Consider the following 14,614-nt stretch of genomic DNA (forward strand, 5'->3'; position numbering starts at 1 on the left):
CGTCCTTCCTGCCCCTTATTATAGCTCGAAATTGACGGTATTTACATAGTAGACGGAATTTCTAAGTTATCCAAGAACAACGGATGTTAAAATTGTGTGAACATTTTCACGGTTTCCACGGTTTTCATTGACTTTGCAAATTTGCCGTGCTATTCTTGGATCAGTGATTACGGTTTTCACGGTTTTGGCGGTGAAAACAAAATTCGCGGTGAGGTGGAAGAGTGGGGGGGATAGAGGCAGGCGAGTTCAGAAGAGACGAACTCTTGAGTTAAGGCGGTACGAACCTCTTGCGTAAGCGGGAGAATGGGCGCGACGGTGAATCCGGCTGGCATGTGTTGAAGTGCAAGCCGCTTAGTTCACCAGCGAGGTCAAGGAACGCTCGGAATGCCGGAAAATCTCTATCTCGTACAAACGAATAGCTAGCTATCGGCGCGAACCTGTCGCCAGCTGACCAGCACCAGCGGTCAGTGATGGAAGTAGCAGATGATACTAGCACCCAGTACGATAGTCTTCATTCATGGCATCCTGCATTTAGCTATGGACAATGCCATACTTTGGGGACTTGTTTCACAAAATGTAACAACCTTAGCTTCCCTGCCTAGAGTCAGTCAAGTAGAGCAACGTGCTTTGACTCGCGAAGAGGCGAACAAATTGGTTGAAGCTGCGCGAGGCACCAGGTTAGAAACATTGCTTATACTGGCTCTCACAACTGCGATGAGAAGGGGTGAACTTCTAGGGCTGCGATGGGATGATATAGACTTTAAGCATAAGACCTTGCAGGTGAGGCGATCTTTAGGTTACATACGGAAACATGGTTTTGTGATCAGTGAGCCAAAGACAAAAACGAGTAGACGTAAGATCATGCTAACTGATTTTGCCATAGAGGCCCTTAAAAAACATAGGAGCTTGCAAGATGAGAGACGGGGGAAGTCTCCCAGCTGGACTGACATGAACTTGGTCTTCTGCAATATACATGGTGGGTACTGGATGCCTGAGCACATGGTTACCATGTTTCATAAGCTACTAGAGAAGGCACAACTGCCCAGGATCAGGTTTCATGATTTACGTCATAGTGCTGCTACTCTACTCCTGGCAATGGGTGTACATCCTAAGATTGTGCAGAACTTGTTAGGGCATAGCAAGATTTCTACTACTATGGATACCTACTCACATGTACTGCCATCAATGCAAAAAGAGATTGTCGATAAAATGGGACTGGTGTTTAAGCAAGAGGACGAAATGGAGGGATTGGGTACTGAAGAGGATGCGCCATAGTGGGGAATTTGAGGAGCGCAGCGGGCGAGCCGCACTCCTCTCGGAGCACGGCCCACCCACGCGCGTCGGCCTGGCTACGCCTGCCTTGCCTCGTTCAGAGAGAGAACCCCGTCAGGGAGAACCCCATCTTGTCGAAGGTCTCGATGTAGCCCGCGAGGTGCATCGAACCGAAGGCGTCCCAGTACGGCTTGTCACTGGGCAGCCTATTGGACAGTGTGTTCCGATGACGCTCCACGTGCTGGGCGCTCTGATGCTTCAGCAGTTCGTACCGCATCTGCTTCTCCAGCCACTGTTGGAGGTCCTGGCCATGCACCCTCTTGAACTCCGTCGAGAACTGCTCGGGGTTCACCGCCTTGACAGCCGGAGCGATGGTGGTGCTGGCCCTGCTGCCCCGCGCCTTGATTACCGGCGGGATGGATGTCGGGAGCTGCCTGATGCCCTGGAGGGCGAACTCCCTGGCCTCCCTGACGACCTGGGCGAAGAACTCGGTGTCCTGTCGGGCGTCCTCCTCCCCAGCTGTCCTGCCAGCGGAATAAGCCTTGTCGCGGTCTGCGTAGTTCACGAGTTCTCCCGTGGTTGTCTCCGAATTGGACATGCTAGCGTAGCACGAACCTTCGCGGACGGTAACCGCGAAACCCGTTCAAAGCTCGCATTGTGAGTCAGCGCTTTTCATCAAAGGCGACAAACATGAGACGAGCGCTACACTAGCATTTAGTATAGCACTTTTTCAATTATTAAAGAAAGGTGGAAAGAGGGAAAGACGACCAGCCTTTTTATAGCTATCAAGCGATTTATGAGATAAGTGAAGTTTTTCGATAATGAGCATATGAGCATGGCAGAAAACAGTCAACCAAAGTTTTATAGTTACTGCTAGGGGTGGGCAAAAATTCTTTGCCTGGGTGAGGAGGGGAGAAGGGGAAATGATGTAACGAATAATGTAAACTGTGGATTGTACGGGTGTCCTGAGATATAGAACTGCTTGTAGAGCGGTTTTTCTTATGCTCATTTTCTATATCTCAGGACTCGGCCCTATTATACTACAAGCTTCAAGAGCGTAGGCCAGGAGGGCTAGGGAGCACGTTCTCTAGGGGGTTGTTACCCTGATCTTGCTGAATGACTTCTTTGCGTAGGCGCTCAGACTCCGCCAGACTCAGGAGCGTCTGGCGATAGTGAGCGGGGAATGCGCTGCTGGTGAAAATGCGCAAAGCGCTGCGGAAGCAACGCGAAGCCTGTTGCAGATTCCGTTGTCGGTCACCCTGTAAGCGTTGTTTATGTGTATAGCCCAGACTGACCTGTGTGGTAGCGTTCTCGATCATATACACATCGGCATGGTAGGTGCGTAGTGCCTCCTCATAGCAGACAATCGCGCAGTGCAGATTACGATCATGTTGCTGTTCGCTCTGGTAGGGCAATGCCTGGAAGATCGCCGCGAGCCGTATGTGAGTTGCCGCCCATTCTTCTGGAGCATCATCGGGAGTGAAGGTGTGGAGCGCCTGCCGATAACAGTCCTTGGCGAGCTGGAGATTCTCCGTATGTATCCCCTCAAGACGGGCGTAATAGCAGTCTCCCAGGTGGACATGGACCAGAGCAATCAGTTCACGATTCGTTTCCGCTGTAACGTGAGAGAGCGCTGCCTGCTGATAGGCAATAGCTTGCTCAATGTTATGGGCTGGTTTCCCTTTGGGGCGCTTGAGAAACGCTTGTCCTATCAGTGTCTGAACATTGAGCCATTTTTCCAGGTGGCTCTCTGGTGTATAGACGCGCAAAGCTCCTTCAAAGGCGTTGATAGCCTGCTCGAACATCTTGAGTGTGCCATGTTGTCCATACTGTAAGTAGGCATTGCCAAGAAGTGTTTGTGTTCGGGCATGTTGCAGGGGATAGCGTGTGCAGGTATAGGTTCGGAGGGTCTGTTTATGGAGTTCAATACATTCTTCCAGCGCTTTTGTCTGAAGTGCCTGGGTGGGATACAGAGCTCCCGTGATAAGTAGGTCACCAAGCTCGTTACGAAGCTCCGCTCCGATTTCGGAGCGCACTTTGGTGCTGCCCATTGTCCTCTGCTGTGCCTCGCGTAGAATCTCAATGCGGCGTTTGCGCGTGCGTTCCGGGCGGTTGAGCTCGTTCAAGCGCTTGATTTGCTCGCGCATTACATTGAGCCAGTCAGGAGTATCAAGGGCCAGACCCCCATAGTGATTGACGTAGGCGTCACGAATTGCCTGACGCGTCCCTCCTCGCCTATGTACTTCGCGTAAAAGTTGGAGGTGCAGTTCCAGATCTTGTGCCAGGTCCAGGTGCTCCGCTGCATGCCTGCGCACCAAATTTTCTAGCTCCTGATCGTGTAGACTTTCAGTTAGAGGTAAATGCTTTTCGAGGTAATAGCGTCCTTCATGGTGATCTTGCTGATTGCTGTTGAGCCATTCAATGATCTGTTGAAACAGATTGAAGCGGTCGAGGTCATGCGTGTCGGTCATGCTGCGAATTCCCCTTCTATCTACCAACGCGGCGTATGAGAATCCTTCTCTTCCTTCTTATTCGAAAACCTGAGCGTGCCCTCGTCGTATGAGGATTGGTTTTCGCATAAGATTTTACTGAATAACGCCGCCTATCCTCTTTTACAAACGTGCCCCAGCGGGCATACATCAGTAAACCAGGCTGACCGTGAAGTTTTGCTTCTTACCTATTATAACGCATAAAATGTGATAATGGAAATATCTAACTCCTTATTTGAAAACCTGAGTGTGCTCGTTACAACGAACATCAACCTCATTCGAGGGTACGGCGCTGACTGAGCGGCAGCTAGCGCAAAGCGTTCAGATGTTCGCATCAGATGGTATGTATAAGAAGTTGCGAAATGAATATAGCCTGAATAACATTGAAGCATTATCTCATATAGAATAATGCTTCAATGTCTGTATATGTGCAGTTTTTATCGGCGGCGCTTCTTCTTTGCCACTGGCTGGGGCTTGGGGGCAACTTCGCCACCAATTGTCTCAATCTTGCCATCTTCTATCTCGATACGCACATTGGCGACCTTCGAAATGCTGTGATCATGTGTCACTACAATGACAGTTCTGCCCTGAGTCGCGAGACGTTTCAAGAGATCAATGATACGCTTGCCGTTCTGTGAGTCCAGGTTGCCTGTTGGCTCGTCTGCCAGGATTACGCGTGGATTATTCGCGAGCGCTCGCGCGATGGCGACGCGCTGCTTCTGTCCACCTGAAAGCCTGCCAGGACGATGCCGGTGTCGATTCTCATCAATGCCAACCTGAAGGAGAAGCGTGCGTGCTCGCTCTCGCATTGCGTTTCTCCCCTGACCACCTGTTAATTCCATTGGTAGCATCACGTTTTCAAGGGCGGTCAGGTTGGGGACAAGGTGAAATGATTGAAATACAAAGCCTACATTCTGACGCCTGAATTTGTGCTCTCCAGGCCCACTTAGACTCATAACGTCGACACCATTCACAGTGAGTTCACCGCTGGTTGGCTTATCCAGGCTACCCAGAATATAAAGGAGCGTCGATTTACCGCTGCCACTGGGGCCCATAATAGTGACGAATTGCCCTTCAGTGAAGACGAAGTTTACCTCGTCCACAGCTTTGATTAACTCGCCATGCATTTTGAAGTGTTTGCTGAGGTTGTGTGCGACAACGGTTACCTTCGCATCCTCTTTCGGCGTCTCTGAGGTAGTTTCGATGTCGATAGTAGCTTCTTCTTCCATTTTTTTCTCGCTCTCTGGGATCTTAGTTATTCCCTTTTCTCAACACGACTGCTGGTCGAATACGTGCAACATAGAGAGCAGGGATAAGGCTTGTCAGAATTGCCAGGCCGATACCCAACCCCATGATGATGAGTAGTGTCTGAGCGTTAAGGGTCACGGTCGAGAGATGGATGTCACCCAGGCGTTGTGTAAAGCCCTGGAAACCACCTCGAAACGATGGCATGCCTTGGGCCGTCTGCGTGCCCTGGAGGGTTGGTGTTCCGCTTCTCATAAACGCGCCATTGCCTCCTATTGCCCCAATATTGTTGGATGGTGTAGAGACATCAAACTTCTCCGAGATGATTGGTCCCAGTGTGACGAGAAGTCCGGTCGCGACTGCGGATGCCAGGACGCTCAGCGCTAGCACCTCTGTCCAGAATTGACCTATGACCTGCCAGTGCGACGCACCGATAGCTTTGAGTGTGCCGATCTCGGTCGTGCGCTCGCGCACAATCACAAAGACGGAGAAGATGATAATCGCAGCCGAGGTCGCGATAGCGACGGCGAGGGCTAGCTTAATACTGTTCTGTGCCGTGCTGAGGGCGCTAATCGCGCTCGAATACATGCGGTTCTCTGTGACGACGTTGTATTTGCTACCCAACGCTGTGCGAATGTTGGTGGCGACTGTTTCTACCTGATCATAGGTTGTAGCATAGGCCGTAATGCTATCAACACCGGCGACATCATAGAGCTTCTGCATCGTTGCCAGTGGCAGCGTAAGCGTGTTATCCGCCATAGCAGCGTCTGAGGTATAGAGGCCAACGATGGTGAATTTGGCGCTTTTTAGTGTAAAGGTCGAGCCTACCTTGAGCTTGTTTGAGTCCGCCAGAGTTTTACTCATCAGCGCTACATTGCTCTTGTCATCGCTTGCCTGGAAGCCACGACCAGAAGTGATTGTAGGTGTGCCACCCTGAATGGTGAAGTGTGATGAGCCACTTGAAATACCATAGATGGAGGCGGGTATTGTTCTAGTCTTGCCATCGGGCGTCTGAACGCTGCTTGTTTTGAGCGTTTCGTCCGTGTCATAGCGTCTCAGACTCTCTTCGATGCTGGTGATACCAGCAACCTTCGATACTTTGGTAATGGCATCGCTTGGAATTGGCGTGCTCTCATTTTGTGATCTGAACATGTCAAATCCCCCATTCCCACCAAATCCTCCGTTGCCACTAGGAGGCCCCCCAGATGCACTCCCATTGTTTCCGTTATTGTTGCTATTTCCTTGTGATTGACTCTCGTTCTCAGTTACGTAACTGATCGTAATACCTGTTCCAACCTCTGAGCGCACTTTCGTGAGTTGTTGCTGAGCGCTGCTATTGAGGCTAACCATGGCTGCGACAAACATCAAACTGGCTCCTAGCAACAAGACTATGAGTAGTAGCCGCAGTGGATTACGCACTACGTTTCGCATGCCACGTATAATTATGCCCATGCGATTATTTCTCCTTCTCTTAACATATCAACCTGTTGACCGGTCTTATATTTTTGCCAACGATATTTACCTGCTGGCTTCGTATGCTTCGAAGCATAGCCGACATCTATCATAGATTCTTCAGGAGAATGTAAAAAGTGTGTAGAGAATTGTAAAAGAAATCTAAAGCAATGGATGTTTAAGAGATTTAAGATTGTATTTGAAGTTTAAGATCAGATGCGGCGATGGAGCTGTTTGTGTGTCGTTGCGTTTGAGGGCGTGTCTCTTTGCTCAATCCCGTGTAGCAAAGAGACTTCTATATGAGTTTCCAGTCTTACAATTATATGGAATTGGCGACTACTGGTGTGAGGGCAAGCTTATTCGTAGTATTGAGGGGCTGTCTTGAGAGTTTGCCATTGCTGTCCGTCATGACCGAAGATGGTCAGGGAGACCTCTTCGTGCTCAACCAGGGAGATGAGTTTACGTGTACTGGCTTGTAGTTGTTCTTCATTATCATCCATGGGCCATGCCTTGCGCTCAGGCGTAAAGAGGCGCTGCATAGCGACCGCGTCAATAACGAGCAGCACCGGGCCTGTTTGTGGCAGGTGGAGCAGGATGGACTGGTGTCCAGGTGCATGCCCACTGGTCTCGATCAGGGTCAGACCGGACAGCAGTTCGGTGTCGCCATCGACGAGTCGATAGCGGAGCGCTGGATGGTCCCAGTGCGCTCGCGCGGCGGCATAGCGTGGATGTCCACTCTTCGCCAATTCGTAGTGTGAGCGTTGAACAACAAGTTCGGCCTGCGTAAAGGCATCATGATAGCCAGCATGATCGACGTCGAAATGGGTACAGATGAGAGTATCAATATCGTCCGGGTGTAGATCCAGGCCCGCGAGATGCACAAGCACGTTCTTTGCTGTCCCGATTGTTGTTCCGCCTGGTGATGCGAAATTCACGGGTGTGCCGCTGTCAACCAGAATATTCCTACCTGTAGTGGTCGTTATCAGATAGCAGACGCACACCATGGATAAGCTTTGTCCATTTGGTAGTGGGAGGGAGAAGGTTGATAGTGGCATGAGATACAATCGCTGTGGTCTTTCGCTGTTCATCGTGCTTCATCAATCCTTTCGCTTGTCATCAACTAGAGAATCGTTTTTAAGAGTAGTTTTGCCTGGAAAAGTATAAAGCATGTGAGAAGCGCGAAAATCGTCCAGAAGGACGATGTGCTTTACGGTGAAGTATGCTATGGTATCATTGCACCTCCTGACAAGTAAACATGAGTGATCACGTGGCTCAGATGCGACAATGAGCGTGTTTGTATATAGCTAAAGTTGTGCTTTAAGAGGGCCTGTGCTAGCATATAAATATATTCTGTTTTATGACTAAGGAGACGACCTTCTTGCAAGCGCATGCTATTCCCAGGGCTGCGATGATCGGTGCAGCCTCTGGCGTGTTATTAATGGCATTTTTTAGCTCGGCCTGGGCCTCGTTGGTTGTAGGTTCTTTGAACGGCTGGGGTGAGATCTTTCTTTTTCCTCTTGTGTGCTTTCTTGGCATACTTCAACTCTCCGCAGGTATCTACCTCCTTATGATGGCACGGCGGTTCCCAGTGGCGACAGCGGATCAGCAGACGCAGGGGCGGAAGATAGGGAAATGGTATGGTATAACTTTTGGAATGGAGGGCCTGCTTATAGGCGTTGCCTCGGCGGTTTGCAATCTATTGGGTTATGCAGACTTTCTTCTTCCGGTGATTGCGCTTATTGTTGGTTTGCATTTCTATCCCTTTGCATGGATCTTTAACAGGCATATTGATTACTGGGTCGCTTCCTGGACCTGTTTGGTGGCTCTTGTCGCTCTTATTGTCTTCCCTGTGACACCTACAGTGTTGGGAGGCATCCATATTAATCTGCAATGGTTTGTCTGTGGACTTGGTACCGCTATCGCGACCTGGATCTACAGCGTATATGGCTGCTCTGAAGGTTTACGCATGTTGAGATCGAACAATCAACGAGAAGCGCAGATTGGCCTTGCTCAGTAAACGACGAGCGCTCAAATTCTCCTCCACTTTTTAACCCTCTGCGAAGCACATGAGAGGGAGCCTTCTATCCACTGATGCTCCCTCTCTATCTTGACACCTCGCCAACTGTCTCCTCTGCAATTCCTCTTTATAAATCGCTCTGTTCACAAAAACGTTAATATACCTCTGTGCTTTGTCTATTGATTGCTATCTGCTGTCCATATGATCAGGCAATCAACTAGATAGAAGTGTTGTCGTTTCTACATACATAGAGAACAAATAGAATTGATAAAAAGAAAGAGGAGAGATGCCGCTAGCACAGTATTTCTCTCCTCTCTGTATACATATCCCTTTTGTGTGATCTGCCAGTTATCACCTTGATACTACGGTCAAGCCGCCATTCATGGTTCCATGGTAAGGCTAACCGCTATGAGGAAACTGACGGGGCTGCTCACCGGAACTCACGTTACATTACTTCTCCCAGGTCAAGGGCAGATTCTTTACCCCAAAAGCTGACATACTCTTGATCGGAGATAGTGGCACATCGGAAACGTGCCAGGAACCGGACAGGCGGTCGAGCATCGCGTTGAGCGCAATCTTCGCCTCCATACGCGCCAGGGGAGCACCCAGACAGAAGTGGATGCCGTGCCCGAAGCCCAGGTGTCGATTCGTCTCACGCTCGAGCGTGAACTGATCGGCATTATGGAACTGAGCCTCATCCCGATTCGCCGAGGGAACCCAGGCAAAGAGCATCTGACCAGCTTCTATGCGCTGCTCGCCAATCGTCGTCTCGCTTACGGCCCAGCGTGGCACGAGTTTGACCGGCGAGTAGTAGCGCAGTGCTTCTTCAAGTGCACCTGGCACCAGCTCACGATTGGCACGCAGACGTTCTACTGTTCCTGGATTCTCATCCAGGCACAGGATGGCATTACCAATCAGATTGGTCGTGGTCTCATTGCCCGCGACCAGGAGCAACACGCAGAACCCAATCAATTCCTCGTTGCTTAGTCGCTCACCATCCACTTCAGCCAGCAGCAGCGCGCTCACCAGGTCATCGTGGGGATGTGCACGCCGCTCCTCAAAGACCTGAGTGAAGTAGTCGACCATGTCGCGTGATGCCTGGATTCCTGCCTGCATATCCTCCTCTGTCGCTTCCGCGTCTCCCGAGACGAAGGCATCGGACCACTGCTTGAAATCCTCTCGCCGCTCTGTGGGAACCCCCAACAACTCCGCAATGACTGTGACAGGCAGAGGGTAGGCCAGATCCCGGATCACATCCATTTCACCTTGAGCCTGCACCTGGTCGAGCAATTCGCTGGTGATCTCCTTGATGCGCAACTCCATGTGAGCCACCATGCGCGGCGTGAAGGCTTGCGAGACGAGATTGCGCAACTTGCGATGACGTGGGGGATCCAGGCGCACAATGCTCGAACTGATCGGGCTCACATCGCGGTATTCGGCTGGCACGAAGCGGTTCTGCTCGGAAGAAAATGTGGCGTGGTCAGTGATCACTCGAGCCACATCGTCATAGCGGAAGAGGTGCCATGCCTGGATATTCGGGTCGAAGAAAACGGGCTGTGTCTCACGCATCTGACGATACCAGTCATACGAGGCAGTGAGTTCCTCTCTATTGGGCTTTGTCTGCATCATGCTTCTTCTTTCTCTTTGTATGATCTTCTACATGATTAACTATTATACAGGCTCTCTCGCGAGAGGCCGTTCGCACCCATAGGATTGCCAACCAGCCTCTCAGTGTAAATGGCCTGGACTCTATATTCATGCACTTTCTCCTGATCTCTTTACTTACTCTGAACATCCTGTTGGCCTTCCGTTATGAGGATATGTCGAAAGTGTCGAGCAGAGATAGTGTACACTCTTTTTCTCGGAGAGAGTCATCTTGTTACACGCGCTTTGAATATGCCCTCATCGCAAAGATGTAAGCCACAACCAGAATGCCAACGCACCATGCGAGAGCAACCCATATATTCTGAGGCGCAGGCTGCCCGGCCAGTAATGCCCGGATGGTATCCACGATCGCTGTCACTGGCTGGTTTTCGGCAAAGACTCTGACCAGGAACGGCATCGACTTGGTTGGCACAAACGCCGAGCTGATAAAGGGTAGGAAGATCAACGGATAGGAAAAGGCGGTTGCGCCGTCTATCGATTTGGCGGTCAGTCCGGGAATCACCGCGACCCAGGTTAAGGCCAGCGTAAACAGAGCGAGGATGCCAACAACGGTCAGCCATGACAGGATGCTCGCCGACGAACGAAAGCCCATCAACAAGGCGACGAGCATGATGACCACCAGTGAAAGTGCGTTGGAGACCATCGAGGTCAGGACATGTCCCCACAACATGGTGGAAGGAGCTATCGGCATGGAACGAAAGCGCTCAATGATTCCCTTCTGCACATCGGTAAACAAACGGTACGCGGTATAGGAGATTCCGCTCGCAATCGCAATCAATAAGATCCCAGGCACCAAATAATTGACATAATTGGCTGTCCCTGTTTGAATGGCGCCGCCGAACACATACACGAACAGCAACATCATCGCAATTGGCGTGATTGTGACGGTGAAGATGGTGTCCACACTGCGGAAGATGTGGCGCATGGAACGACCAACCATCACGCTCATATCGCTGAAAAAGTGTGTCTGTATGGATGTCTGTTTCTGTATCGATTCCATTTATTGTTCCTCCTTCTTGCCAATGATGGCAAGAAAAATCTCCTCTAATGTTGGTTGTTTTTCTACATATTTTTTTTCAGCAGGCGGGAACAGTTTTTTGAGTTCCATGAGCGTGCCGCTGGCAATAATCTTTCCCTCATGAAGAATGGCAATGCGATCTGCAAGCTGTTCCGCCTCGTCCAGGTACTGCGTGGTTAAGAAGACGGTCATGCCCCCATCCGCAAGCTCCTTCACTACTTTCCACATCTCAATGCGTGCCTCAGGGTCAAGCCCGGTGGTTGGCTCATCAAGGAAAAGGATCTGCGGTTTTCCCACCAGGCTCATGGCAATATCAAGCCTGCGACGCATCCCGCCTGAATATGTCGATGCCCTGCGGTTGGCAGCCTCGGTTAAACCGAAACGGGTCAGCAACTCGTCGGCCACCTGGCGCGGATGTGTGAGGTGTCGGAGCCTGGCGACCATAATAAGATTTTCTCGTCCGGTCAACATCTCATCCACGGCGGCGAATTGTCCAGTCAGACTGAGGGATTGCCGCACGTGGGCTGGCTGTGACGCCACGTCAAATCCGTTGACGATGGCCGTTCCCCTGTCCTGGTTGAGCAGCGTGGTGAGGATTTTGACAAGCGTGGTCTTGCCCGCGCCGTTGGAGCCAAGCAGGGCAAAAATGCTGCCCTGCTCCACGGTGAGATTCACGCCTTTTAAGACATCGAGCTTCTTGTATGATTTTTTGAGATCATCGACCTGAATAGCAATATTCTGCATAATCTTTTCCTTATGAGAGAACAGTCACCTTCGAGACATCAGCCCCTATGCCTTTGAGGGCAGCATACGTTAACTTATCCATCATCGCGCCATCAAAGCGAATGGATTGGATGGCCCGCTTCAGAGACCAGATGCCCGTCTGGCGGAAAGAGACATTTTTGAGGGTCGCACCCTGAAACGACACATCCCTGAGTGCTGGCAGGTCGAACGTGACACCGAGAAAAGTCTGCCCATCCAGTCGCTGTCCGCTCAGGTCGGAAGAGGCAAAGTTCACACCGAGAAAGGTACAGCGTTCAAAGGTCGTTTTGCGCAGGTCCGTCTTGGTAAAATTGACATCTGTCAGCTTGATGCCAACGAATTTCGTTCCGACCAACCCCGACTTGCTGAAGTTGGTGCGTACCAGGATGGCTTCGCTGAAGTTCGCATCCACGAGGTCAAGGACAGAGAAGTCGCAATCGGTCAGATTGGCGCGCGTGAAATTGGCTTCACGGACGTCACTGCCCCGAAACGAGCTCCCGGTGAGGTCCGCGCCCGTAAAGTCAGAGCCACGCAACGCACTGCCTTGAAAGTTGCTTTTCTGCGCAACCACGTCGGCGAAGTCGCTCTGTGGGAGATGGCTCGCGCTCAAGTTGGTAACCACCTGCCGCTCTAGCGAGTGGGAGAGGTTGGTGACCTCCCTGACGGTTTGCTCGATGTCGCCGATGCTCTCAATGGTCATGGCAAAGGCGGTCTCGTCATCCTTGCCCTCGGCTTTGAGCTCACGGAAGCGCTCCTGTAAATCGGAGAGCAGATCCGCCTTTAATTCGGTCGTGCTTTTGACCTCATCGTAGGGAGCAAAGACGCCGTTGACATAGTTGGTCAATGTATCGTTCATATCAATACCTTTCCTTTACAAGAGGTTCTCTAGTACGCGCTTGGCGTACCCCCAGTTTCGTGTGTTGCGATCGTAGGTCGTTTTCCCTTTTTCCGTGATCCGGAAGTATTTCCTTCTCCCGCCCTGAGATTCATCACCCCAATGCCACTCGATATCCTCGTCCATCTCAAGTCGTCGGACGCTGGAATACATGGTGGCTTCCTTGAGTTCGTACTCGCCACCCGAGCGCTCAGCAATCAGTTTGACAATCTCGTAGCCGTAGCGGTCAGCTTCCGATAAGAGCCGTAAAATTATCGTATCGGTATGTCCGCGTAGCAGATCGGAGGTCAGTTTGTTTTCACTCATATATCATCACCTCGTATGGAGATTATACGATATAGTACTGTGATTGTCAATGTACTATTTTGATGATGATACTTTGCTCGATAAATAAACTCTCTGTTTTTTCTATGACCTCCTTGCTGAAATTGAAAAGATATGGCTTTGGTCAGCTTCTCTCTTCTCTCGGGAGGCTTTTATGCCTGTTTCTTTTCCTCAAAATGGACAAAGTCAAGCTAAGAAAAGTTTCGCCCCTCAGCCTGAGGAGTTTCATCTGTTTCCAGGGAAAGAAGGCTCAGACTCAAACGGCGCAGCGTTCCCAGCACTCCATGCAGCGCCGCCTGATCGAGGAGCGTGCCCGTGAGCAGGGTCGTGCCCGTGGCATCATGATGAATGGTTAATCCTCCCAGCCATTCTTGCCAGGACGGGTCCAGGTGCCCTTTCACATATATGCGGCAATGCATCTCGCGTGTGTCCTCCGTTCCATTTCTCTCTTTTCATAAGAAGAGTATAGAGGAGATCTGGGTGAGTCAGGCTCACCCAGGTGGGTGATTCAGGGTGGGTGAGAAAAAAAGATGTTTCTGAAGGAAGGCGAGAGGGGTAATGTGTTGGAGTGATTAGAGTAGATGGAGGCTGTGTGCGACTACACTCGCTTCTACGCGGTTGGCGACACCCAATTTGCGATATATACTCCGCACATGTGTTTTCACCGTATTGACTGAGACCACCAGGGCGCTCGCAATCTCCGGATTGGAGCGTCCGGCGACGAGCAGGTGCAGCACTCGCCGCTCCTGAGGGCTGAGCGGCTCGATGAGCGCTGCCGTAGCGTCAGCAGAGGTGTTGTCTGGCACTTGCGCCAGAATTTGTTGGGGAAGGGCAGGAAAGGCATCTCCTCGTTGCGCGCGCTGCTGCTCCTGCTTGAAAGCCGCCAGCAGGGTTGAGATATATGTGCGAGAAACAGCAGATCTACAACGAGCCTCTCTTCATTATTTTCAGACACACCATTATTTGATGCTATCTATGAGCGTCTGAAAAAAACTTTAAGTAAATATTTAAAGCCTTGACCTTCATTATATCAATGCTATTTTAGAGCAAAAAGGGTTAGGAATAGCAGAGATTAATATATAAGCTAGGCGAGAGCTAACAATGCCGTTAGCTCTTTTTAATTTCTGTGGCTGATTAAAGGCTTTTATATGTGTGTGCCAAAGGGTAGACTCTAAACAAAATACTTCACTTCTCGTTAATATTCTTCTTTTTTTCTCGACTTAAAATAAAACTTTCAAGCACACTTCTTCTTATGCGGTATTCGCGCTTTCCTATCCACACAACCGCTAATTCCCCATTATTGACCCAGCCTCGCACTGTTTGAATGTGAATCTGCATCATGTTTGCGACTTGCTGTGCTGTCAGAAGCTGTTCATCACCAAGCATATTTTCTCTCCTCGCAAATAAGCACGGATTTATTATATTCGCTCTATCTCTTATCCGTCAAAGAGCTTTCTTTCACTCACTCTCACTAA

At 50.5% G+C, this 14,614-nt stretch carries 15 protein-coding genes; 3 read left to right on the forward strand and 12 right to left on the reverse strand.

Annotated elements, in window-relative coordinates; all coding sequences use genetic code 11:
* The first annotated feature begins 537 nt into the window (after positions 1 to 537).
* Both K3T82_RS15165 and K3T82_RS15170 read left to right on the forward strand, forming a co-directional pair.
* The gene (locus K3T82_RS15165; protein ID WP_236031304.1) at positions 538 to 1,275 is read left to right on the forward strand and encodes a site-specific integrase; all 738 of its coding nucleotides are present in this window, start codon (positions 538 to 540) and stop codon (positions 1,273 to 1,275) included.
* Positions 1,265 to 1,933: a hypothetical protein gene (locus tag K3T82_RS15170; RefSeq protein WP_220194280.1), complete on the forward strand. Its 669-nt coding sequence runs from the start codon at positions 1,265 to 1,267 to the stop codon at positions 1,931 to 1,933. The genes K3T82_RS15165 and K3T82_RS15170 overlap by 11 nt, the downstream gene beginning before the upstream one ends.
* Positions 1,934 to 2,321: 388 nt before the next feature.
* Here the strand turns inward: K3T82_RS15170 and K3T82_RS15175 are convergent, their stop codons facing one another.
* From K3T82_RS15175 to K3T82_RS15190, 4 genes are all read right to left on the reverse strand, one after another.
* The gene (locus tag K3T82_RS15175; RefSeq protein WP_220194281.1) at positions 2,322 to 3,743 is read right to left on the reverse strand and encodes a tetratricopeptide repeat protein; all 1,422 of its coding nucleotides are present in this window, start codon (positions 3,741 to 3,743) and stop codon (positions 2,322 to 2,324) included.
* 455 nt (positions 3,744 to 4,198) lie between these two features.
* Positions 4,199 to 4,990, reverse strand: coding sequence for an ABC transporter ATP-binding protein (locus tag K3T82_RS15180; RefSeq protein ID WP_220194282.1), 792 nt, complete (start codon positions 4,988 to 4,990; stop codon positions 4,199 to 4,201).
* 22 nt (positions 4,991 to 5,012) lie between these two features.
* On the reverse strand, positions 5,013 to 6,458 hold the full coding sequence (locus K3T82_RS15185; RefSeq protein ID WP_220194283.1) for an ABC transporter permease: 1,446 nt from the start codon (positions 6,456 to 6,458) through the stop codon (positions 5,013 to 5,015).
* A gap of 356 nt (positions 6,459 to 6,814) precedes the next feature.
* The gene (locus K3T82_RS15190) at positions 6,815 to 7,546 is read right to left on the reverse strand and encodes an N-acyl homoserine lactonase family protein (RefSeq protein WP_220194284.1); all 732 of its coding nucleotides are present in this window, start codon (positions 7,544 to 7,546) and stop codon (positions 6,815 to 6,817) included.
* Positions 7,547 to 7,836: 290 nt separating this feature from the next.
* On the opposite strand from K3T82_RS15190, the gene K3T82_RS15195 reads away from it, so the two are divergent.
* Positions 7,837 to 8,475: a hypothetical protein gene (locus tag K3T82_RS15195; protein WP_220194285.1), complete on the forward strand. Its 639-nt coding sequence runs from the start codon at positions 7,837 to 7,839 to the stop codon at positions 8,473 to 8,475.
* 450 nt (positions 8,476 to 8,925) lie between these two features.
* On the opposite strand, the gene K3T82_RS15200 is transcribed toward K3T82_RS15195, so the two are convergent.
* The 8 genes from K3T82_RS15200 to K3T82_RS15235 all read right to left on the reverse strand — a co-directional run bounded on the left by K3T82_RS15200 (position 8,926) and on the right by K3T82_RS15235 (position 14,525).
* Positions 8,926 to 10,104 (reverse strand): cytochrome P450, encoded by a 1,179-nt coding sequence (locus tag K3T82_RS15200; RefSeq protein WP_236031163.1) that lies wholly within the window; start codon positions 10,102 to 10,104, stop codon positions 8,926 to 8,928.
* A gap of 250 nt (positions 10,105 to 10,354) precedes the next feature.
* Positions 10,355 to 11,140, reverse strand: coding sequence for an ABC transporter permease (locus K3T82_RS15205; protein WP_220194286.1), 786 nt, complete (start codon positions 11,138 to 11,140; stop codon positions 10,355 to 10,357).
* Positions 11,141 to 11,902: an ABC transporter ATP-binding protein gene (locus K3T82_RS15210; RefSeq protein WP_220194287.1), complete on the reverse strand. Its 762-nt coding sequence runs from the start codon at positions 11,900 to 11,902 to the stop codon at positions 11,141 to 11,143.
* 10 nt (positions 11,903 to 11,912) lie between these two features.
* Positions 11,913 to 12,776 carry a pentapeptide repeat-containing protein gene (locus tag K3T82_RS15215; protein WP_220194288.1) on the reverse strand — a complete coding sequence of 288 codons (864 nt, stop codon included), beginning with the start codon at positions 12,774 to 12,776 and terminating at the stop codon, positions 11,913 to 11,915.
* A 15-nt stretch (positions 12,777 to 12,791) separates the two neighbouring features.
* Positions 12,792 to 13,121, reverse strand: a complete 330-nt coding sequence (locus tag K3T82_RS15220; RefSeq protein ID WP_220194289.1) for a PadR family transcriptional regulator — start codon at positions 13,119 to 13,121, stop codon at positions 12,792 to 12,794.
* Positions 13,122 to 13,330: 209 nt separating this feature from the next.
* The gene (locus tag K3T82_RS15225; RefSeq protein ID WP_220194290.1) at positions 13,331 to 13,558 is read right to left on the reverse strand and encodes a hypothetical protein; all 228 of its coding nucleotides are present in this window, start codon (positions 13,556 to 13,558) and stop codon (positions 13,331 to 13,333) included.
* 153 nt (positions 13,559 to 13,711) lie between these two features.
* A complete protein-coding gene (locus tag K3T82_RS15230; RefSeq protein WP_236031165.1) occupies positions 13,712 to 13,945 on the reverse strand; it encodes a response regulator transcription factor in 234 nt (77 codons plus the stop codon).
* A 379-nt stretch (positions 13,946 to 14,324) separates the two neighbouring features.
* Entirely contained in the window at positions 14,325 to 14,525 is a 201-nt protein-coding gene (locus K3T82_RS15235) for a helix-turn-helix domain-containing protein (RefSeq protein ID WP_220194291.1), read from the reverse strand.
* Between the last annotated feature and the right edge of the window lie 89 nt (positions 14,526 to 14,614).

Origin of the sequence: Ktedonospora formicarum (assembly GCF_016587355.1) — a bacterium.
In the GTDB taxonomy this organism is placed as follows: Bacteria; Chloroflexota; Ktedonobacteria; order Ktedonobacterales; family Ktedonobacteraceae; genus Ktedonobacter; species Ktedonobacter formicarum.

Excerpts from the sequence above, each read along its gene's own strand:
- K3T82_RS15165 (WP_236031304.1), top strand. The coding sequence starts at position 538 with ATGGACAATGCCATACTTTGGGGACTTGTTTCACAAAATGTAACAACC.
- K3T82_RS15185 (WP_220194283.1), bottom strand. The coding sequence starts at position 6,458 with ATGGGCATAATTATACGTGGCATGCGAAACGTAGTGCGTAATCCACTG.
- K3T82_RS15170 (WP_220194280.1), top strand. The coding sequence starts at position 1,265 with ATGCGCCATAGTGGGGAATTTGAGGAGCGCAGCGGGCGAGCCGCACTC.
- K3T82_RS15225 (WP_220194290.1), bottom strand. The coding sequence starts at position 13,558 with ATGCATTGCCGCATATATGTGAAAGGGCACCTGGACCCGTCCTGGCAA.
- K3T82_RS15200 (WP_236031163.1), bottom strand. The coding sequence starts at position 10,104 with ATGATGCAGACAAAGCCCAATAGAGAGGAACTCACTGCCTCGTATGAC.
- K3T82_RS15215 (WP_220194288.1), bottom strand. The coding sequence starts at position 12,776 with ATGAACGATACATTGACCAACTATGTCAACGGCGTCTTTGCTCCCTAC.
- K3T82_RS15210 (WP_220194287.1), bottom strand. The coding sequence starts at position 11,902 with ATGCAGAATATTGCTATTCAGGTCGATGATCTCAAAAAATCATACAAG.
- K3T82_RS15235 (WP_220194291.1), bottom strand. The coding sequence starts at position 14,525 with ATGCTTGGTGATGAACAGCTTCTGACAGCACAGCAAGTCGCAAACATG.
- K3T82_RS15175 (WP_220194281.1), bottom strand. The coding sequence starts at position 3,743 with ATGACCGACACGCATGACCTCGACCGCTTCAATCTGTTTCAACAGATC.
- K3T82_RS15220 (WP_220194289.1), bottom strand. The coding sequence starts at position 13,121 with ATGAGTGAAAACAAACTGACCTCCGATCTGCTACGCGGACATACCGAT.
- K3T82_RS15180 (WP_220194282.1), bottom strand. The coding sequence starts at position 4,990 with ATGGAAGAAGAAGCTACTATCGACATCGAAACTACCTCAGAGACGCCG.
- K3T82_RS15190 (WP_220194284.1), bottom strand. The coding sequence starts at position 7,546 with ATGAACAGCGAAAGACCACAGCGATTGTATCTCATGCCACTATCAACC.
- K3T82_RS15205 (WP_220194286.1), bottom strand. The coding sequence starts at position 11,140 with ATGGAATCGATACAGAAACAGACATCCATACAGACACACTTTTTCAGC.